We start from the raw sequence: 19325 nt of genomic DNA, 5'->3' as shown, positions 1-19325 counted from the left end.
TATGGAAAACGTAACGAATTGGTATGATACAGTGCCTTATGCGGATATTAAGAACATTATCCGTGACAGGGTGACGGCAATGGCAAGGGAGTACATAGGAATAGGATTCTTCCTCAGGAAGGTCAGGGACAATGAGATGTATCTTGAAGACGGGTACAAGGATATCCATGATTTTGCTATGAACGAGTTCGGAATGTCTAAGTCAACTGTCAATCACTGCATCCGGATTAATGAACAGTTCTCCATCGATGGCAACTCGCCGGGCATTGATGAACGGTATAAGGATTTCAGTAAGTCGCAGCTGCAAGAGATGCTATATATTCCGGAAGACAAACGGGAAGATGTCACGCCGGATATGACGGTCAAGGAGATTCGAAGCATGAAGGAAGTGCCGCTCGACGTCGAGCCGGAAGTGGTAGATGAACAGATTCCTGGCCAGATGAATGTTTATGATTATCCGGATATTGTGCCGGAGCAGCAGGGGCCGGAGATCAGAAAGCCAAGTCCAGAGGAAAAAGAAATCCTGAATACTTTTGCCAGAAAACTTATTGAGGACAAGAAAGCATACTTCCGTAAGGACTATGCCGCAAGGGTGTTAAATGTAATCACAGCAGAGGAACAGTTGAAGGATAATCTTGGAACATATAACCGCTGCTGGTATTTCTGGAATGGTGAAGAGGAATGCCACATCAATCTGTTTGATGACTATATCCAGTTATGGGGACGTAGTGGATGCATCGGCAATTTCGAATGGTTCTATCTGATGGCAGCAGTGCAGTCCATGTGGAATGTGGTAGCTATGGAGAACGCTGAGAGAACCGTGCGGGCGCGGAAAGATATGTTGGTTTTTCTTACCGAAGCCGTTATAGAAAAGTGCGATCTGAAATATGAAGGTTTGGATGATTTCAATAGCAATGTCAGAGATACGCTCTTTGCCAAGATGATAAAGTTCACATATGCAAACACTGAATGGATTGCTGAATTTTATTCCGATATATCGATTACAAATGCATTAACAGGTAAAGAGATTAGAATCAGGTATACATGGGAAGATCTGTTTAGTGAACTGGAACGGCAGGGAGATGTTGGCGAAGCGTATGCAGCGGAACAGGTTTTTGATGAAGATGAAGCGGACGATGAGCAGCAGGAGCCGGAAGAAAGTGAAGGGCAGCAGGTAACTGTACAGCTTTTGCTAGAGAAGGAGAAAGGTAAGCTCAATCAGTATCTGGATGCTTACAAAAACGAAGCATCACTGCCGGCATTCATTGAAGAACAAAAGATTATCGTTGCTGCTCTGGCTGGAATGGTATGTGATCTGGAAGCAGCAGAAGAACCGGATCCGGAACCAATGGAACTTCCGGATATGAAGAATAACGAGCAGAGGAAAGCATTCCTGGAAAATTATCGATCATGGCCAGTATGGTTCAGGGTCCCGAACGCACAGGAAGTATATTACCGGTTTGACTTACAGAATGGGGACAGCATCGTTATCCGTGAATGGATGTATGAATCTTGGAAATGGAAGGAAACGCATTCGACATATGAATATCTTCTGAAGCCGGGATATAAATATCTGGACAACTGTAGAACGAACAGAACGGCACTAATTGATTATCTGAGAGGTTTGAGAAAGGTTTAGCCATGAAGAATAGAGAAAGATTCAAGGATGAGATTGCACTGATTGCGACGAGTGGGGACAGGTTAGCATGCCAGGATGGTACGCCGGTAGGATGCACAGATATCACCTGCACGACCTGCGATTTCAGGGGTAACGAGTGCTGGCTGAAATTAAGAGAATGGGCTGAAAAGGAATATGTTCCATTCGATATTGACTGGCCAATGGTCCCTGTGGATACACCGGTTGTTATACATACAGCAGATGATCATTTTGTAAAGGCTCACCTGTGTAAAGTTACCGAGACGGGAGTTATCGTTGTTTTCGCAAACGGGAAGACCTCCTGGACAACGGAAGGAATGCTGAAACGTGCTTATCCGGAGAACGTGGATCTGGCCAGAGCAGAGGACAGGGTCAAATACAGGAAGGAGAAAGACAAATGTCAGATGAAGTAATCAAAGTCATAGATGCACTTGCAGAACGATTTGGTATTGTCATCGACTGGAGTTCTGAAAATGTTATCCCGTACTTGCAGCAGTTATGTGATAAATATATTACCTACGAAATAATAACAAGCATTGTATGGATGATAATTGGCGTTTGCTTGTTGCCGGTGAGTAAATATGCTGTCAAACGGATGAAGTACAATGCGGAACAAAAGACTATAGATCGTTTAGCTGATTATGATACTAGGGAAACGTTGTGGGGGCTGCTTGCAGGCGCAACGATTGTTGTAGGCGTTGGCATCATTGTATACCAAGTATTTGATATCATTACATGCTTTACATTTCCTGAAGATATGATTATCGGAAAACTGCAAGTTATTTATTCAAGAATGAAGCAGTAAATTCGGGATTATGCAGGAAGGTAAAAGAAAGAGATTAATTGATGAAGATAAATTCAAATGAAAGAAACCAGAACTTCAAGGGGATGGATATGATCCAGAAGGAAATCTTGTGTATGATATGTGGGTTTGCCCACGTTGTTACAAGCGTTATGAACTTGAGTATGATGACTATTGTTATTGTCCGGCTTGTAGTCAGCGGATCGACTGGGACAATGAGAAAGGGAATGGTGAAGGATATGAAGAAAATTATTAGTGATATCAAAGAGGAATTATTAAAGATGCAGGCATCAAGAGATGAAGCGTATATCAAGACTTATATTCCTTGGGAGGATAACAGAGGATTTTCTGTTGAATGCATCAGGGACGATGAAGACAGCAATGTGTATGATCAGGATGGAAAGCTTATCGATGACAGAAGAGGTACTCCCATTGAATTCCGGGTATATTATCAAATTAATCATTATGATGAGGATTGCTGTGCATTAACTAGCGGGTTAAATCTGAAAGACCTGAAAGAGCTTGCGGCATTTGTCAATATGTATAACTGGTGAGGTGAAGGCAATGGATGAGAGAGTTAGAAAAATCTATGAGAACGCCAAGGCACATATGAAGAATACGCCGGAGGACTGGCGTAAAGTCATCAGGTGTTTTGCGAAAATTCATACAGAAGAATTAGATGCAGATATACAGGAAGCGGTCATGATGCTTGAAAAGCATATGGCGCAGAAAGGATAGATTATGAGAGACGTATCGGAAGTGGTTGGAAATAACATCTGGTGCAAGGCTAGACTGGCACCAGACGAGACGAATCTTGGGATTACAGGGGTGATTCGATGAGAAAAATGACAGAATCGGATAAACAGATGTATTTGTTTATAAGGGATTTCTTTATACAGCATATGTATTCCCCGTCAGTTAGGGAGATCATGACAGGAATGGGGTATAAATCAACATCAACGATTCACGCACGCCTGGCTAGGCTTGAAGAGATGGGATACATAAGAAAGCAGCAGGACGCATCCAGGACGATGTGGATCAAAGGGATAAAGGTGATTGTAGATGAAAAAGAAAACATATTACAAGATATGCCGGTATTGCGGCGCACATCTGGATCCGAATGAGGTATGTGAATGCAGGAGGGATGAAAGTGGAAGTAATCTGCAGTATCAAGGGAGTCAAGGAAGATATGGATGGAACGCAGATGCTTATACAGGCAAAAAATGCCAATGTAGCTAATTACATTATTGAGCACTGCATCAGTATGGGGCGTCTGGTCATCATGGATGGACGTTTTATCTCTCCGGAGCAGAGGAAGAAAGCATATGCTACAGAGCGGGATATTGCTGAATACTGTGGATATATGAGTAAAGATGAAAAGGCATATGTCCACGAGGCATTGAAAGCAGAGTGTGAGAAGGCCTACAGGAAAGAGGCCTTCTCATTGTCAGATTGTACGATGGACACCGCTCGTGATTATATCGCTTTTCTTCTGGAGTATGCCATACAGAACGGCATACCGCTGACAGATAATCTGACCAACAGGGCGGAAGAGATAGACAGGGCGTTGATCGCGTGTATTAAACACCGGAAGTGCTGCCTGTGCGGGCGTGAGGGAGAGATTCATCATGTGGATGCTATCGGCATGGGTAATGACAGAAGAAAGTATGATGATTCCGGCAGCAGGATCATGTGCCTGTGTCGGACGCATCACACGGAATATCACAAGATCGGCCGGGAAGATTTTGAAAAGAAGTATAAGGTTTACGGAATAGAACGTTGGAGGACACATGCTTAAAAATATTTTTGAGAAAATGATACAGCAGGATCCGGATGAAAAGCACCGGTACGTCTTTATCAACGATAACATGGAAATCATGCAGAATGTGGTTGCTATCGGTTATTCTACGCTATGGCTTACAGAAGCAGAGAAAAATGCATTCAGCCTGGATGGATTTAAGGAATATATTAAGAGCATCATCAATACAGGAACAAACCTGATGGATTATGTCTTTGTGCCGGCATGCTTCAGGAAGAAGACGAATGATGAGCTGGAAGTGTTCTTTAAGTCGAACGGAATTGTCTATAAGCAGTCAGGATATACCCTTTTCCGGAATAAAGAATACCTGGGCAACTATGATCGGCAGGAAGAGCTGGATCAGACGCTTAAACAGTTCATCAACCGGTTTGAAGGACAGGATACCTGTATGGATCTGCAGCAGTTTCACAACTATGATGAAAATGGGAAATGTACAAGCGTCTGCGATGTGGCTATCGTAGAGTATCTGATGGATACAGAGGATATGTTTGTCATAGATGGGATTGCCTTTGTATATGAGAATGGCGTATTTAAGGAGGATACGAACGGTATCATGCTGATGAATAAGATACAGGCGTGCCTGTACCGTAATGAGATTAAGGCAGCGACCATCAAGCGGGTATATGATTTGCTCATCAGGCAGCAGGCGCTGCAGTCTTCCTTTGAGACGGTGAACAATTATCCCAAATGGTGGATAAACTTCAAAAATGGGATGCTGGATGTGCAGGAAATGAAGATACATCCACACAGCCCGGAATACAGGAGTATGAACCAGATACCGCATGAATTCAGTTTTCAGCCGGTGAAAGGCGAGAATACATTAAAGTTCCTGAAGGAAGCGGTTCCAGACAGCGGTGACAGGCAGATGTTTTATACATATCTGGGCTATTGCATGACCTGTGACACATCTATGCAGAAATTCATGATGATCAAAGGCGAGGGCGGTACAGGCAAGAGCCGTCTGATTGCACTGGCAGAGTACATAGTCGGCAAGCCGAATTATGTGAATGTATCCCTGGCAGATTTGAATGAGAGGTTTTATCCATCAAATCTGTTTGGCAAGCTGATGAATTCATGTGCAGATATCTCAACGGCGCCACTGAATGCAGTGGATGTGCTGAAGAAGTGTACCGGGGATGATGAGATTATCTTTGAACGTAAGGGTATGGATGCGAACCGGTCCTTCAGGAGCTATGCGAAGCTGTTATTCTCAGCAAACAAGATACCGTTGAACCTGGATGAGAAGAGTAATGCATTCTACAGACGTCTGCTCATCCTGGAAATGAATGTGAAGCCGGCAAAGATAGACCTGCGATTGGATGAGAAGCTGCAGTCAGAGGTGCAGTTTTCTATATTCATGGCCGTGAGGTGGCTGCATGAGATGTATGAGAAAGGGCGTATACCTGAGTCAGAGAACAGCAAGCGGTTGGTAAATGAGTTGTACAAGGATGCTGACAGCGTAAAGGCATGGCTGGAAGATTGTATGAAGCCGGCAGCAGGTGCCAGATGCAGCAGGACCGTGCTGTATGATTTGTATGATAAGTATTGTGAAGAGAATGACAGGCAGGCCATTGGACGGGCAAAGTTTTATAAAAATCTGGTAGACAAGGGATACAAGGAAGGCAAAGACCGTACAGTTGGACGGTATATAGAGGGATTGGATGAGAAGGGAGAGGATTTCGTTGATGCACAGGCAGCAGGTGTTGAAGTGCCATTTAAGTGACAGATTTGTGGCAGCTTGTGGCAGGTTGTGGCAGATTTCAGAAAAAAACTGCCACGCTGGAATACCAGTATTTATGCGGCTTTCAGCGAAGCGTGGCAGATGTGGCAACTTTTTTCAAGTCCTAAAGATTTCTAAAAAAAATCAAAATAATAAACCAACCTCAAAAAAACTGCCACAGCTGCCACGGTGTCAAAAAAGTTCAGTATTTATGCGGGTTTAGGCGTGGCAGATAGTTCAATAAAAACTGCCACAAAGCTGTCACCAACCTGTCACATCAAAGAAATGGAGAATAATAATGAATAATGTGATTTTATCAGGTAGATTAACAAGAGATCCTGAAGTAAGACATAGCCAGAATGGTAATGAAGATAGAGTTGTAGCCAGATATACATTGGCGGTTGATAGAATTTATTCCAAAGAGAATCAGCAGGCTGACTTCATCAATTGTGTTGAGTTTGGAAAGCTGGCTGAGTTTGCAGAAAAATATTTTTATAAAGGAATTAAGCTGATTGTTAGGGGACGTATTCAGACAGGAAGTTATACGAACAGGGACGGCGTGAAGGTTTATACAACAGATATCATCGTTGAATCTCATGAGTTTGCGGAGAGTAAGAGAACTTCTGAACAGAACAGCAATGCACCGATCAGTAACGATGTGCCGGCTGTTGGCTCTGATGGATTCATGAATATCCCTGATGGATTGGATGAAGAACTGCCGTTTAGTTAAAAGGAGATGTGACTATATGACAAGAAAAGAGAAGGTAGCTCAGATGTGTCCGAAAAATGTAGGTTGTGGTCATTTAGGTGGTGTGGCTGGGTGTCCAGATAGCTATCCTTTTTTGGATACGACTGGGAGTAATATAACAGAATGTAAGCGAAAGAAATTAGTGGGTATGAAAGTAGACTGCAGGGAATGTTGGAACATGGAATGGCCTGATCAGAAAACGGACCGGCCACAATGGCAGCAATCATTCATGAACAGATTTATGAATGTGGTATAGGAGGCGATGAAGATGGATAGAGTTGGCCTGATTAAAGAGCTGAGAAAGTATCAAATGTCTGCATCCGTTTTTGGGGTGAAGAAAGAATTATATGCGACAGCTTGCCTTGACTATAAGGATTCGCTTAAAGCTGTCGTGTATAAGGCAGCTTCTGGAGGTGGGAGCAGTCACGGGGACAGCGTGTCTGGTATATGCCTTGCCTATGAAAAAGCAGAGCTCGGTATGTTGAATGCTATGTGGCATTCGGTATCGGATATGAGAAGAGCAGTAACACTGATCAATATGGCAGCTGAAAATGAATTAGGCTGCACAATTCTCTGGATGCTGTATGTTGGTGAGATGACACCGATGGAGATCCGCAGAACATTGCATATATCAAAGGATTCATATTATCGTTCGTATAATGATGCATTGGAAATGATCCTGGCAAAGATGAATGAAGAAGGAGGCGAGGGGACATGTTGACTGAAAAGGTAAACAGTGCAATCACTGATCAGATGATAAGGGAACTGAGAAGCCGGCTGCAGATTGGTGATCTGGTTCAGGTTCTTAAATGGGATGGATGGAAAGGACAGAAGAGAGATGAGGCTGCGGCCAGAAGAGTTGTGTGTCCGATTGTTGGTATTTACAAACATCTGATTACAGTCCGGCTGGAAGAAGGATATCTGGAAAGTTTTTCATATGTTGATCTGTTCAGACAGTATGATATCAAATACCTTACCATGACAGAAAAGAAGAGAACACGATACCTGAATCTGGTGAAGAAACGGGCCTATACCTTGAACCAGTATGAATCAACAGGCAAAGAAAAGTACCTGAGGAAAGTGGATGCTATCGACAAAGTATTGGATGAACTGGTGATTGTCATGGATCAGACAAGACGCTTATGTGGATAAAACGAAAATATGTTTGGAAAATTTGCTTAAAAGGATTGAAAAGGACGCTGTTTGGTGCTATAGTAGTATCATGCAATAAATATAATAAAATATCACGAAGAATAAAAGGCGTTGGTTTTACCGGCGCCTTTTCTGTTACGGACCTTTAGTTCAGCGGTCAGAGCATCTGCCTCATAAGCAGAGAGTCGCAGGTTCGAATCCTGCAGGGTCCATGAAGGATGTGGCATTATGACTGAGACACAGTTAGTAAGATGGATTAATCAGCTGATTGAGGATGACCAGCTGTGGAAGTTCTATAAGAGCAGAGAATGGAGTGGCAGGAGTGGGTACGCTGGACTGAAGGAAGAAGTTCTCCGGGAGCAGCATTATGAATGTCAGCCATGCAAAGAGCGGGGCATCGTCACCAGGGCAGACACGGTGCATCATGTGATGCATGTACGTGAACATCCTGAGCTGGCACTGAGCAGGTGGTACGTGGATGCCAGAGGCGTGAGACAATGCAACCTGCTTGCGGTCTGCAGAGCGTGTCATAATGAATTACATCCTGAGAAGTCGGCAAAGAGGGCAGCAGGTGCTGCCCAGAAAGAAAAATATGTCAACGAAGAGCGATGGTAATACCCCCGGGTCCCCATTACCCTATTTCAAAAAGGGGAACGAACAACGGGAGGAGGATATTGACAGAGTAGCTGGATTCGCACACATGAGGGGGGTGGGTATGATTGGCATTTGAGGTAATGGAAAAAGAGGAAGTTAAAAGCTTAAAACGGACAGCTAGATACAGGTCCGTAAAGGAAAATCTGTCAGATGAACTGAAAAGGAATGGTGTCCTGGGAAAGACATATTCTGATCTGATTGAAGACTATATGGATTTCTGGATCACAAAGCAGCTGCTTGTGAAGGATATAATGGAAAGAGGCACGTTGATTAAGTACAATAATGGCGGTGGCCAGACAGGATGGAAGAAAAATGATTCGATTGAACAGTTGGTGAAGGTCAATACCCAGATGCTAAAGCTGCTTGACGCTCTGGGGCTGTCTCCGCCGGTAGATGTCCAGGGTGATGATGATGAGCTGTTATAATATATCTCCGCATGTTGAGGAATGGATTGATATCGTCAAGAATGGCGAGATCAGATGCTGCGAAGAACAGCATCTTTTAGTTGATTATGTGATTAAATGCTTTCAGATGGAAGATATCTATGTTGATGAAGAACAGGCGGAGAGATATCTTTCACTGCAGAAGTATTTTCCTTGGGATTTGTTCCCATGGGAAAAATTCGTGCTTGTGCTGCATGACTGTACATACTGGAAAGACACCGGAATGCCGAGATGGCCGGATTTATTCTGTCTGCTTGGCCGTGGTGCCGGAAAAGATGGCATGATCGCATATGAATCAATGTGCCTGACCAGTCCATATAATCCTGTAAAAGAATATGATGTTGATATCTGTGCGAACAATGAAGACCAGGCCACACGGCCGGTCAAGGATTTGATCGCAGTATTTGAATCTCCAAAGTTTACAAAAAAACTGAGGAGATTTTTTAGTTGGACAAAAGAATTGATTGTCGGAAAGAAGAACAGGGCAGAGATCAAGGGGCGTACACATAACCCGAAGGGGAAGGATGGCCTGAGATCCGGCATCGTTATATTCAACGAGGTTCATCAGTATCTGAATTATGCGGATATTGACGTTTTTACGACTGGTCTTGGTAAAAAGCAGCATCCGCGAAGGTCGTATTATACGACGGATGGGGATGTCCGTGAGGGCCCGTTGGATGACCTGTTGGAAACATCAGAGGGGATTCTGAGGAACGGTGATCCGGATAACGGTATGCTGCCATTTATCTGTAAACTGAACTGCGCCAATGATGTGTATGATGAGGAAAACTGGCCAATGGCCAACCCGTCACTGCCATATCTGCCAAACCTGTTGGCTGAGATTAGGAAGGAGTTCCATGAGTGGAAGAAATCACCGTTCAGGCTGCCGGCATTCATGATTAAACGAATGAATATCCATGATGTCCAGAAGGAAGGCGGCGTCACTGAGTGGGCTAATATTATTGCAACAGACCGGCAGATACCGGATCTGAGTGGTATGAGCTGTACAGTAGGTATTGATTACATGAAGGTAACAGATTTAGCTTCTGTTAACTTTCATTTCAGGGATGGAGATACGCGTTATGATATCAATCATTCCTGGTTGTGCAGTCATTCAAAGGACATTCCGAGATTGAAGTGTCCATGGAAAGAATGGGAAGCCAATGGCCTGTTGACTGTGGTGGATGATGTTGAGATTCATCCGGATATCATCGCTGAGTATATTCAGGGGCTTGGACGCCGTTACGATATCAGAAAGCTTGCTATTGATACGTACCGATATGCTCTATTGAAGAGGGCGTTGGAAGGCATTGGATTTACAGCAAAGGAGAAGAAAATCAAGCTGATTACCCAGAGGGATATTATTCAGGTAGTACCGGTGATTGACAGCTGCTTTGTAAATCACAATTTCGTCTGGGACGATAATCCGGTTCTTCGATGGGGCTGCAACAACACAAAACTGATCAGTTACGGCAGAAAAGAAGGGGCAGATAAGGGCTCATTTGTCTATGCAAAGATTGAATCAAAATCCCGGAAGACAGACCCTTGGATGTCGTTGGTAATGTCCATGTGTGTTGAATCTGAATTAGATTCAGCGGTCAAGGCACCTTTGTACAGTCTTCCGGTAATCACTATTTAGGAGTCGATATGGGAATATCATTGAAAAATTTTTTAGAAGCATTTATAAATTCAGAAAAATATGGTGATATGGATACGATTACACTCAATGTATCTCCGTCATTGTATTATCTGCAGATGGCGGTCTGTTCGGCAACGAATATCATTGCCAATGCGATCTCAAAATCTGAGATCATGGTATACATAGATAATAAGCCGGTTCAGAATGAAGACTATTATCTTTTAAATGTATCACCAAACATTAACCAGACATCATCGGAGTTCTGGCACAAAGTAATGGAGAAGCTGCTTGCTGATCCGAATGGGAAAAAGGGCGTATTGATTATTGAGGAAAATAAGCATCTGTATTGTGTGGATACGTTTGGATTAAAAGAAGAACGGCCTTTTAGAGGAAATGTATACTGCAATGCAGTTGTAGGCAATCTGTCTTTGAAGAAAAACTATTATGCTGATCAGGTATACCTGCTGAAGTTGACGGATAAGAGAATCATTGATATCCTGAATAATTTGTATACCGAGTATGGTAAGCTGATTGAAACTGCAGCGAATGCATTTAAGCGGACAAACGGACGAAAATATAAGCTGCATATCACAGGTTATAAGCCGAGTGATGAAAAATTCCTGAAGGTTTTTAAAGATACGGTTACCCAACAGCTGAATGATTATCTGAAGAGTGATACAGCTGTTTATCCTGAGTTTGACGGCTATGATCTGAAGCCGGAAGAGAGCCAGACATCAAAAAGCGCGGATGATTTTATCAAACTCCGGAAGGATATATTTGAGATGACGGCCGCAGCCTACAATGTGCCGCTGGCCCTGATGACTGGTAACATTACCAATATCAAGGATATTGTTAATGAGCTGCTTACTTTTTCTGTGGATCCATACGCAGATTTAATCTCGGAAGCGCTCAATAAGAAAGCCGGATTTAAGAATTTCAGTGCCGGCAATTATTACGAAGTCCGGACTTCAAGCATCATTCATAGAGATATGTTTGAACTGGCCGACCCGATTTATAAACTGGTCGGCAGCGGATTTGTCAAGGATATTGATGAACTTCGACTTGAAGCCGGCCTGAAGCCGTGCGACGAGTTCTGGAGCAAGCAGCATTATATGTCAAAGAACTTTGAACAGGTAAAAGCAATGAAAGAAGGTGAGAATAATGAATAAGGGAAAGTATTATCAGCTGACAGTTACCGGCAAAGAGGCAACATTGAATATTTATGGTGATATCACATCCTGGCCTTGGCTGGAATCAGATGTGTCCGCCTACAATATCAAACAGGAAATTGACAGCCTGGATGTGGATGCAATCAATGTATACATCAATTCGTATGGCGGTGAAGTGGCGGAGGCGCTGGCTATTTATTCGGCGCTCCGGAGAAATAAGGCTTCGGTAACAACATACTGTGATGGTTTCGCATGTTCTGCAGCGTCAATTATATTTTGCGCCGGTGATACAAGAGTTATGGGAGAGCTGGCACTGCTTATGATCCATAATGCGATGTCTTATGTTGGTTATGCCAATTCAGAAGAGCTGAGAAAAGCTGCTGAAAACAATGACAAGATCAATCAGTCATCCATTGAAGCATACAAGAAAGTAAGCGCACTGTCAGAAGATGAGATCAAAGACCTGATGGACAATGAAACCTGGATCACAGCTGCTGAAGCGCTTGAGATGGGCTTTGCAACAGAAATTGCCGAGCAAGATGAGGGCGAAGAACCAATTCAGAGTGTCCGTGGCATTATCCATGATAAGCTGACTGCAAAATTAGAATGGCCGGAAGGTATTCCAAAGCTGATTGAGCGAATGGATAAGTTAATTGAGATTTATGACAATCCGGCGCTTCAGCTCGATGTCGAGCCGAAGATAGGCGAAGAGAAAACTAAAAATGAGTTAACGGGCAGTGCGAGAGCGGCTGCTTTTTTTAATGCATTAGCAAAATAACAGGAGGTATCAGAATGTTAGGAACAACGATTACAAGAGAACAGCAGAAAGAAGCTTGTCTGGCTATGCAGAAAGCTTTTCTGTCAGGAGATGAGAAAGAAATCCAGGAAGCAATGACAAAATTCCACGAATCTGTAGCGGAATCTATTAAGCAGGATTACCTTGAAGCTGATGGTGACAGAACTATTCTTGCGCAGAGAGGTTACCGCCAGCTGACGGCTGAGGAAACAAAGTTTTATGAGAAGCTGATCCAGGCAGCAAAGGATCCGGCACCTAAGCAGGCATTAACGACACTGATCAGCGGGAATGGAATGCCTGAAACGATTATTGAAGATGTTTATAGGAATCTGATTGATGAGCATCCGCTGCTGAGCAGAATCAGCTTTACAAATGTGCAGTATCTTACAAGATTCATCCTGAATGATCATACTGTTCAGAAAGCAATCTGGGGCACTATTAACAGCCAGATCACGCAGGAGATCACATCCAGTTTTAAGGTTGTGTCACTTGCACAGTGTAAACTGACTGCTTATGCACTTATTGACAAAGATATGCTTGATCTTGGTCCGACTTATCTTGATAACTATGTAAGAACGGTTCTTCAGGAAGCACTTGCATGCGGTCTTGAGGCTGCGATTGTATCAGGTAATGGCCATAATTGTCCGATTGGTCTGGACAGAGATATCCATGATGGGGTATCCGTCAACAGTTCAACCGGCTATCCGCAGAAAACACCTGTTAAAGTTACATCATTCCTGCCGGCGGATTATGGAAAACTGCTCGCTACACTTGCAAAGACAGAAAAGGGCAGACTGAGAAAATTTGATGAGGTGACAATGATCTGTAATCAGATTGATTATCTGACAAAGATCATGCCTGCAACAACAGTGCTGAATAACATGGGATTATATTCAAAAGATGTATTCCCGTTCCCAACAGAAGTTGTCAGAAGTAATGAAGTAGCAGAAGGACAGGCTATCATCTGCCTGCCGGATGAATACTTCTTTGGTATTGGATTATCAAAAGAGGGCAATATTGAATTCTCTGATGAATTCAAATTCCTTGAGGATATGAGAACACTGAAAATCAAACTGTATGGCATGGGTAAGGCATTCGACAATACAGTAGCTATTTTGATTGATATTTCGAAGTTAGACCCTACATACATTACAGTTAAAAACGTTGCTTCATCAGCAAGTGCTTAATGAAAGAGGAGGCGATGAGGCATGGATCTGCTTGACAGGGTAAAGAGGAAACTCAAAGTCTCATGGTCGGATGATGATACAGATATAGAATTGGCTGACATGATAGAGGATACAAAAGTTGACTTGAATCAGCTTCTGGGTGCGGAAATTGATTATTCCGCGCCCGGACCTGCAAGAGATCTATTCCTGAATTATTGCCTGTACAAGCATAACGGTTGCGGGGATGAATTTAAGAATGTTTATCTTGCGGATATCATTACATATCAGAACCAGCTTCTGGTGGAAAGGAAGATGCAGGATGCCGATGACGAAGAAGAAGGAGCTTGATGTTTATACAGATGGATACCTGTATGTTTGTGATTCTGTGAATACACAGACCAGTTTTGGGGCAAAAGTCAATGAGCTTAAAAAAAGTGACCTGAAGAATTTGAGGAAGCTTGCATTTGTTGAGATGAGCAGACGCGGAGAAGATTTTGAGTTCGCTGAATCAGTGAGCCGAAAACTGACACTGAAAGTTAAAGTACCTTATCGGCCGGGCGTGACAACGGATCAGAAGGTTCTCCATGGTAAGCTTCTGTATGATATATTCAAGATTGATTATGACAACGACAAGAAGAATCTGTATCTGTATCTTGAGGAGGTGCGGGAGATTGCTGGATAAACTTAAGGAGATTCTGGAAGCCATGGATTCGAATCTGTACTATGGACAGGTTGCGAAAGCTCCGGAAAAATGGAACTATACAACATTTAATCGGTCAACAATATCCAAAGCCGGCAAGTCGAAGATGGACTTCTGCGAGTATTACGAAGTGCACATAGTCCGTGAAAACTATGTGCCTGAAGGATATGTCTATGAGCTTATTAAGCGGGTTCTCGCGGGCACAAGACTGAGGCTTGCGGATAAAGATATTGAATTTGAGTACTTCCTAAAAGGAAACACGGATTTGTCAGTTGAAGTGGCAACGATCACGTTTTCACTTCCTGCTAAAGGATGTGAAGTATATGGCGAATGAGTTCTATATTGAAAAAGAAGATGCAGCCAGGCTGCAGGAAAAATTTCGTCAGTTTCCGGGAGATGTTGAAAAAGCCGTTAATGATGTGCTTCATCAGATAGGCGGTCCACTTATTATTCAGAATATTAAGAGTTATATGCCTGCATCTGGAAGAAAACCCTGGAGGGGAAAAGCAAGCCCAGCGAAAAGTTCAAAATCTTTGAGCCATATTAACAGTAATCTGGCTGTAGAAGTTAATGCCACAAAAAAATATAAATATTTGTATTTTCCGAATGATGGCAGCAATACGATTCATCATCATGGCGGCAAGTGGTTCATGGAGCGTGGCGTTGAAAAGTCTGAAGAAAAGATTGTAGATGCAATATGTGATAGATTGGAGGATGCGATAAATGTATAATGACGGATTTTCAGAATTTGAGATTAAAGAGTCGTCAATTAAAGTCGGTGATGACGAAGCATTTGAGAAAATCGGATGCGTTGGAACAGCAGAAGAGACGCTGAATATCAGATTTGTAACAAAGACATGCGAAGGTGTTGAAGTCCTTAAAAAGGCATATCAGAAAGGCACCGGCAAATTGAAGCTGACCGGCCATATCAAATGGTCTGCCTATAAGAAGATGCTTGCAATTGTTGATTCTAGTCTGAAAAAAGGAGTAGGAAGCTGGGGGACAAGAGCCTTGCCGAACTTTGCGTATGTGGCCAAAGTATTTGATGAAATGGGTGATCTTAAATATAAGGCTTACCCGAATTGTTCAATTGCATCTGATTTTACACGTAAGATTGAAAATGGTGCAGAAGAGGTTGCAGAGTTGGACATTGAGTTTGATCTGAGCCCAGATGAGGGTGGCTGCTGTATGTATGAGTGTCTGCCTGCAGATCTTGATTCAGGCAGTACTGAAATCCCTCAGCAGTGGATGACAGCATTTAGCAGAACATTAGTGGAGGCATAATATGAAGACATGTGTATATGATATGAGAACCAGCACTGGAGAAACATTAAGTTTGTCTCTTTCTATGTCCAGACAGTACAGAGCAAAGGGAAAATATCCGGAGGCATATGCAGCCTGCGGCAAAGTCATCATGGGAGGCCTTGATGATTATATGCAGATTGCAGATGTACTGTATTTTGCGTATATATGTGCTGCTATGGATAACCCGGATAATAAAATTATGGATTATCCAGAATTCCTTGATTGTATTCCGGATGATGTGAATTATGTCAATAACCTGTATCTGAGGATTACAGGGAGAAAAAAAACAGAACCTTCCAGGAACGTTTCAAACAGCGGACGGGAAAATTAAGACATAAAATTAGATTTCCTGATATCGTCCTGGAAGATATCGAAGATTATTATACTTATTATGTTTTAATACTCGGGATTCCTGAAGAAGTGTTCTGGAATACCGAGTATGCTTTTTTAACGGGAGTTGCAGAAAACTATTCAGCATATAATGCGTTTATGCGGTATGAGGAAGAAAAGATGGTGAGAAATGGCACGTAAAAATAGTGAAGTCAAAGTTAAATTTGTGGCAGAGACGCAGGATATTAATAATGGCTTAAAGAGTACGCAAAATGAAATCAAGGTCCTTAATTCTCGGTTATCGCTGAACGCAGAGAAGCTGAAAGGTGCTTCCGGAGATACAAATCTTCTGTCAGAGCGGACGAACCTTCTGTCTGATGCACTTGCTGAAACGCAGAAAAAGACAGAGCTCATGAATGTGAAACTGCAGAAGGCGAAGGAGCTGTTTGGAGAAGATTCGAAAGAAGTTAAAGATCTTGAATCAGCATTGAATTATAATATGCGTTCCGAACAGAAACTTCAGAACGAAATTGATAAATGTAATGCAGAATTGAACAAGCAGTCCGATGTGACTGAAGATGTCTGTGATTCAACTGAGGCCACAGGCGAAGCCCTTGCAGATTTCACAGAGTCTATGGATAGTGCCGGCGCAAAATCTGTTGAATTTGGAGATCTTCTTAAAGCAAATCTAGCGTCTGATCTGATCCGTACAGGCGTGGAAAAATTAACAGATGCTGTTGGAAGTTTTGCTGAAAAAGCTGTATCCGGACAAAAAGCCCTGAATAACTTTCAGGGTAAAACCGGGATGGCTGCGGACAAGATGCAGGAGTTTGAAGATATCATGTACAACGTGTACATGGATAACTTTGGAGAAGGCCTTGAGGATATAGCGGATGTCATGGCTACAATCCATCAACAGACAGGTCAGACCGGTGATGAGCTGCAGAATACAACTGAGCGGGCCATTCTTCTCAGAGATACGTTTGGGTGGGAAGTATCTGAATCCGTCCGTGCGGCAAATTCGATGATGAATCAATTTGGTATTTCTTCAGAAGAAGCATTTGATTTGATGGTCCAGGGTGCTCAGAAGGGGCTGGATCAGAATGATGATCTGCTTGATACCATCAATGAGTATTCTGTTCAGTTTAAGGATGCCGGATATTCTGCGCAGGATATGTTCAATATGCTTGCAAACGGTGCTGAAAGCGGTACATGGAGTATTGACAAATTAGGCGATGCCGTAAAGGAATATCATATCAGATGGCAGGACAGCAGCGCTGATGAAGCCCTTGAAAGCCTTGGCTACAATGTGGATGCAATGAAACAAAAAGTCAATGAAGGCGGTGAGGCTGCCGGACAGGCTATGCAGGATGTTATTGCGTCATTGATGAAAGTTGAGGATGAACAGGAGCGTTATCAGCTTGGACAGGCCCTGATGGGAACCATGTGGGAAGATCTCGGAGAAACTGCAGTTCAGGCCTTGATGGATACCAGAGGCGATATCTCATTGACAAGCAGCGCCCTTGAAGATCTGAATAATGTCAAATATGATGATCTTGGTTCTGCCGTGGCCGGAATCGGCCGAAAGATAGAAGGCGAAGTCCTTCCGAAAGTACAGGATGAATTGATCCCTGTATTGGAGACGGTAGCTGATAAAGTAGACTTTGAAGCCATTGGCGATGGGATTGTAACTGTCATAGATGAAGTTGAAACTCTTGGTGGATGTATCGCAGACAATGTGGATTTTGAAGCTATCGGTAATGGGATTGATGTTGCCGTCAATGGGCTAAAAGACTACGGCCAGTATATCATGGAGAATAAGGAGTCTTTTGAAGTCCTAGGAGGAATGCTTGCAGGAGCAGCTGCAGGTATGGCGGCTTATAATACTGTAACGACTGTAGCGAATTTCCTGACTCCTATATTGGCCGGAGAAGTAACGCTTTTGAATATTCCGTTGCTGGCCACGGCGGGAGTTTTTGCTGCGGTTGTAGGTGCCGGTATATTAGTATGGCAGAATTGGGATTACTTGAAAGCCAAAGCTATTGAATTGAAAGATGGTGTTGTAAACGGATTTGAGGCGTTGAAAACAGGAGCAATCGACAAGGTGACAATGTTGGAAGATTCAGCAACACAAAAGTTTGAGAGTTTAAAGAGTGGTGCAATCAATAAAGTAACCAGTTTGAAGACATCTGCAATCAATGGGTTCGAAAATCTAAAGAGCGGAGCTGTGGCCAAGGTAGAAGGTCTAAAGTCGGCTGCTATACAAAAATTTGACAGTATTAAGAGTGGCATTACATCAAAAATAAATGGTGCCAAAGATGCGGTTAAAGGCGCTATCGATAGGATTAAAGGCTTTTTCCATTTTACATGGAGCCTTCCGGCTTTGAAACTTCCGCATCCTTATATTACAGGTAAATTCTCATTAAATCCACCACAAGTTCCTTCATTCGGCATCAAGTGGTATGCAGAAGGTGGTTTGTTTAACGGTCCTTCGCTGGTTTCTGGATTAGGGGAAGCTGACCCTGAGTATGCGCTTCCGTTAAACCGGACTTCACTGGCACCATTGGCTGATATGCTCGGAGATATGATTGGCGGCAGGTTTGATCAGTGTATTGATTATAAAAAGCTTGAAAATATCATTCAGCGCAACAGCAAGAAGGAATATTACTTTTCAATGAACAGACGTGAATTTTTACGTCTTATGGAGGAGTAAAAGAATGAATGTCTATTACGAGAACAGCGATAAAACGAAAAAAATCATGTTTGATGGAAAGAAATATGGCATTGCAGATCTGGATCTCTTTGAATTTGAATTGTCATATGATACAGAAGACAATAAGATCACTGAGTTTAAAGAAAAAGTTGAGACGCATGAAATCAAGGTCAATGTATCGGATACTTTCGATATGAAATGGCAGCAATCATATGATGAAATGATGGCTGCTTTTCTTGGTGATGTAAGAAAGAAAAAGCCAGGTGCATTATATGTCAATGAATGTTATCTGAGCTGCTATATATATGCAGCGAAACCTTCAGAAGCATTCTTTGACAATGGGTGGCAGACAGTCAATCTGAAGATCGTGACGGACCATCCGGTATGGGTATATGAACAAAAGATATCTATTCAGCCAATCGCATCTGATACAAAAGCGGCATCGGATGCAAAGGCGTATCCATATGGCTATGAGTATGGTTATCCAATTAGCCGTACAGCAGTTAGGCTCA

General features: G+C 42.9%; 25 protein-coding genes and 1 tRNA gene. All 26 read left to right on the top strand.

The genetic code is table 11. From position 1 onward, the window contains the following. The first annotated feature begins 1 nt into the window (after position 1). A complete protein-coding gene (locus WMO25_RS02230; protein WP_349083843.1) occupies positions 2 to 1639 on the top strand; it encodes a hypothetical protein in 1638 nt (545 codons plus the stop codon). A 2-nt stretch (positions 1640 to 1641) separates the two neighbouring features. Beyond that, the gene (locus tag WMO25_RS02225; RefSeq protein WP_349083841.1) at positions 1642 to 2070 is read left to right on the top strand and encodes a hypothetical protein; all 429 of its coding nucleotides are present in this window, start codon (positions 1642 to 1644) and stop codon (positions 2068 to 2070) included. Next, positions 2055 to 2462, top strand: coding sequence for a hypothetical protein (locus WMO25_RS02220; protein ID WP_349083839.1), 408 nt, complete (start codon positions 2055 to 2057; stop codon positions 2460 to 2462). Before WMO25_RS02225 ends, WMO25_RS02220 begins: the two co-directional genes overlap by 16 nt. Positions 2463 to 2503: 41 nt before the next feature. Next, complete coding sequence (locus WMO25_RS02215) at positions 2504 to 3013, top strand: hypothetical protein (protein WP_349083837.1); 510 nt, start codon at positions 2504 to 2506, stop codon at positions 3011 to 3013. A gap of 10 nt (positions 3014 to 3023) precedes the next feature. Then, the gene (locus WMO25_RS02210; RefSeq protein ID WP_227082189.1) at positions 3024 to 3197 is read left to right on the top strand and encodes a hypothetical protein; all 174 of its coding nucleotides are present in this window, start codon (positions 3024 to 3026) and stop codon (positions 3195 to 3197) included. A gap of 98 nt (positions 3198 to 3295) precedes the next feature. After that, a complete protein-coding gene (locus WMO25_RS02205; protein WP_349083835.1) occupies positions 3296 to 3583 on the top strand; it encodes a LexA family protein in 288 nt (95 codons plus the stop codon). A gap of 26 nt (positions 3584 to 3609) precedes the next feature. Beyond that, the gene (locus WMO25_RS02200; protein WP_349083833.1) at positions 3610 to 4257 is read left to right on the top strand and encodes a putative HNHc nuclease; all 648 of its coding nucleotides are present in this window, start codon (positions 3610 to 3612) and stop codon (positions 4255 to 4257) included. Further along, entirely contained in the window at positions 4250 to 6001 is a 1752-nt protein-coding gene (locus WMO25_RS02195; protein ID WP_349083831.1) for a DNA primase family protein, read from the top strand. Before WMO25_RS02200 ends, WMO25_RS02195 begins: the two co-directional genes overlap by 8 nt. Before the next feature lie 295 nt (positions 6002 to 6296). Continuing rightward, positions 6297 to 6728, top strand: a complete 432-nt coding sequence (locus WMO25_RS02190) for a single-stranded DNA-binding protein (protein ID WP_349083829.1) — start codon at positions 6297 to 6299, stop codon at positions 6726 to 6728. Positions 6729 to 7014: 286 nt separating this feature from the next. Beyond that, complete coding sequence (locus WMO25_RS02185) at positions 7015 to 7467, top strand: hypothetical protein (protein WP_349083827.1); 453 nt, start codon at positions 7015 to 7017, stop codon at positions 7465 to 7467. Continuing rightward, entirely contained in the window at positions 7461 to 7898 is a 438-nt protein-coding gene (locus tag WMO25_RS02180; protein WP_349083826.1) for a hypothetical protein, read from the top strand. Before WMO25_RS02185 ends, WMO25_RS02180 begins: the two co-directional genes overlap by 7 nt. A gap of 139 nt (positions 7899 to 8037) precedes the next feature. After that, a tRNA-Ile gene (locus WMO25_RS02175) sits at positions 8038 to 8110 on the top strand. 16 nt (positions 8111 to 8126) lie between these two features. Continuing rightward, a complete protein-coding gene (locus WMO25_RS02170; protein WP_349083824.1) occupies positions 8127 to 8513 on the top strand; it encodes an HNH endonuclease in 387 nt (128 codons plus the stop codon). Positions 8514 to 8617: 104 nt separating this feature from the next. Next, the gene (locus WMO25_RS02165; protein ID WP_227082199.1) at positions 8618 to 8977 is read left to right on the top strand and encodes a P27 family phage terminase small subunit; all 360 of its coding nucleotides are present in this window, start codon (positions 8618 to 8620) and stop codon (positions 8975 to 8977) included. Continuing rightward, positions 8958 to 10634 carry a terminase TerL endonuclease subunit gene (locus tag WMO25_RS02160; RefSeq protein ID WP_349083865.1) on the top strand — a complete coding sequence of 559 codons (1677 nt, stop codon included), beginning with the start codon at positions 8958 to 8960 and terminating at the stop codon, positions 10632 to 10634. Before WMO25_RS02165 ends, WMO25_RS02160 begins: the two co-directional genes overlap by 20 nt. A gap of 68 nt (positions 10635 to 10702) precedes the next feature. After that, positions 10703 to 11803, top strand: a complete 1101-nt coding sequence (locus WMO25_RS02155; protein ID WP_349083823.1) for a phage portal protein — start codon at positions 10703 to 10705, stop codon at positions 11801 to 11803. Beyond that, positions 11796 to 12581 carry a head maturation protease, ClpP-related gene (locus tag WMO25_RS02150; RefSeq protein ID WP_349083821.1) on the top strand — a complete coding sequence of 262 codons (786 nt, stop codon included), beginning with the start codon at positions 11796 to 11798 and terminating at the stop codon, positions 12579 to 12581. Before WMO25_RS02155 ends, WMO25_RS02150 begins: the two co-directional genes overlap by 8 nt. A gap of 14 nt (positions 12582 to 12595) precedes the next feature. After that, on the top strand, positions 12596 to 13786 hold the full coding sequence (locus WMO25_RS02145) for a phage major capsid protein (RefSeq protein WP_349083819.1): 1191 nt from the start codon (positions 12596 to 12598) through the stop codon (positions 13784 to 13786). A gap of 21 nt (positions 13787 to 13807) precedes the next feature. Then, positions 13808 to 14113 carry a hypothetical protein gene (locus WMO25_RS02140; protein ID WP_349083817.1) on the top strand — a complete coding sequence of 102 codons (306 nt, stop codon included), beginning with the start codon at positions 13808 to 13810 and terminating at the stop codon, positions 14111 to 14113. Next, positions 14091 to 14447, top strand: a complete 357-nt coding sequence (locus tag WMO25_RS02135) for a phage head closure protein (RefSeq protein ID WP_349083815.1) — start codon at positions 14091 to 14093, stop codon at positions 14445 to 14447. Before WMO25_RS02140 ends, WMO25_RS02135 begins: the two co-directional genes overlap by 23 nt. Further along, positions 14437 to 14799, top strand: coding sequence for a hypothetical protein (locus WMO25_RS02130; RefSeq protein WP_227082206.1), 363 nt, complete (start codon positions 14437 to 14439; stop codon positions 14797 to 14799). Before WMO25_RS02135 ends, WMO25_RS02130 begins: the two co-directional genes overlap by 11 nt. Next, positions 14789 to 15196 carry a hypothetical protein gene (locus WMO25_RS02125; RefSeq protein WP_349083813.1) on the top strand — a complete coding sequence of 136 codons (408 nt, stop codon included), beginning with the start codon at positions 14789 to 14791 and terminating at the stop codon, positions 15194 to 15196. The genes WMO25_RS02130 and WMO25_RS02125 overlap by 11 nt, the downstream gene beginning before the upstream one ends. After that, entirely contained in the window at positions 15189 to 15749 is a 561-nt protein-coding gene (locus WMO25_RS02120) for a hypothetical protein (protein ID WP_349083811.1), read from the top strand. The genes WMO25_RS02125 and WMO25_RS02120 overlap by 8 nt, the downstream gene beginning before the upstream one ends. A 1-nt stretch (position 15750) precedes the next feature. Continuing rightward, positions 15751 to 16101, top strand: coding sequence for a hypothetical protein (locus tag WMO25_RS02115; protein WP_349083810.1), 351 nt, complete (start codon positions 15751 to 15753; stop codon positions 16099 to 16101). Between the two features lie 189 nt (positions 16102 to 16290). Beyond that, positions 16291 to 18813, top strand: a complete 2523-nt coding sequence (locus tag WMO25_RS02110) for a phage tail tape measure protein (protein ID WP_349083808.1) — start codon at positions 16291 to 16293, stop codon at positions 18811 to 18813. A 4-nt stretch (positions 18814 to 18817) separates the two neighbouring features. Then, positions 18818 to 19325: hypothetical protein (locus tag WMO25_RS02105; RefSeq protein WP_349083806.1), on the top strand; the 508-nt coding region annotated here is incomplete at its 3' end.

This window comes from Coprococcus intestinihominis (assembly GCF_040096555.1).
Classification (GTDB): Bacteria; Bacillota; Clostridia; order Lachnospirales; family Lachnospiraceae; genus Coprococcus_A; species Coprococcus_A intestinihominis.
Note: the sequence above shows the minus strand (reverse complement) of the source record. Positions and strands in the feature narration are given on the sequence as shown.

Coding starts and splice junctions, on each gene's coding strand:
- WMO25_RS02230 (WP_349083843.1), top strand. CDS start 2: ATGGAAAACGTAACGAATTGGTATGATACAGTGCCTTATGCGGATATT.
- WMO25_RS02225 (WP_349083841.1), top strand. CDS start 1,642: ATGAAGAATAGAGAAAGATTCAAGGATGAGATTGCACTGATTGCGACG.
- WMO25_RS02220 (WP_349083839.1), top strand. CDS start 2,055: ATGTCAGATGAAGTAATCAAAGTCATAGATGCACTTGCAGAACGATTT.
- WMO25_RS02215 (WP_349083837.1), top strand. CDS start 2,504: ATGAAGATAAATTCAAATGAAAGAAACCAGAACTTCAAGGGGATGGAT.
- WMO25_RS02210 (WP_227082189.1), top strand. CDS start 3,024: ATGGATGAGAGAGTTAGAAAAATCTATGAGAACGCCAAGGCACATATG.
- WMO25_RS02205 (WP_349083835.1), top strand. CDS start 3,296: ATGAGAAAAATGACAGAATCGGATAAACAGATGTATTTGTTTATAAGG.
- WMO25_RS02195 (WP_349083831.1), top strand. CDS start 4,250: ATGCTTAAAAATATTTTTGAGAAAATGATACAGCAGGATCCGGATGAA.
- WMO25_RS02190 (WP_349083829.1), top strand. CDS start 6,297: ATGAATAATGTGATTTTATCAGGTAGATTAACAAGAGATCCTGAAGTA.
- WMO25_RS02185 (WP_349083827.1), top strand. CDS start 7,015: ATGGATAGAGTTGGCCTGATTAAAGAGCTGAGAAAGTATCAAATGTCT.
- WMO25_RS02180 (WP_349083826.1), top strand. CDS start 7,461: ATGTTGACTGAAAAGGTAAACAGTGCAATCACTGATCAGATGATAAGG.
- WMO25_RS02170 (WP_349083824.1), top strand. CDS start 8,127: ATGACTGAGACACAGTTAGTAAGATGGATTAATCAGCTGATTGAGGAT.
- WMO25_RS02160 (WP_349083865.1), top strand. CDS start 8,958: ATGATGATGAGCTGTTATAATATATCTCCGCATGTTGAGGAATGGATT.
- WMO25_RS02155 (WP_349083823.1), top strand. CDS start 10,703: ATGGATACGATTACACTCAATGTATCTCCGTCATTGTATTATCTGCAG.
- WMO25_RS02150 (WP_349083821.1), top strand. CDS start 11,796: ATGAATAAGGGAAAGTATTATCAGCTGACAGTTACCGGCAAAGAGGCA.
- WMO25_RS02145 (WP_349083819.1), top strand. CDS start 12,596: ATGTTAGGAACAACGATTACAAGAGAACAGCAGAAAGAAGCTTGTCTG.
- WMO25_RS02140 (WP_349083817.1), top strand. CDS start 13,808: ATGGATCTGCTTGACAGGGTAAAGAGGAAACTCAAAGTCTCATGGTCG.
- WMO25_RS02135 (WP_349083815.1), top strand. CDS start 14,091: ATGACGAAGAAGAAGGAGCTTGATGTTTATACAGATGGATACCTGTAT.
- WMO25_RS02125 (WP_349083813.1), top strand. CDS start 14,789: ATGGCGAATGAGTTCTATATTGAAAAAGAAGATGCAGCCAGGCTGCAG.
- WMO25_RS02120 (WP_349083811.1), top strand. CDS start 15,189: ATGTATAATGACGGATTTTCAGAATTTGAGATTAAAGAGTCGTCAATT.
- WMO25_RS02115 (WP_349083810.1), top strand. CDS start 15,751: ATGAAGACATGTGTATATGATATGAGAACCAGCACTGGAGAAACATTA.
- WMO25_RS02110 (WP_349083808.1), top strand. CDS start 16,291: ATGGCACGTAAAAATAGTGAAGTCAAAGTTAAATTTGTGGCAGAGACG.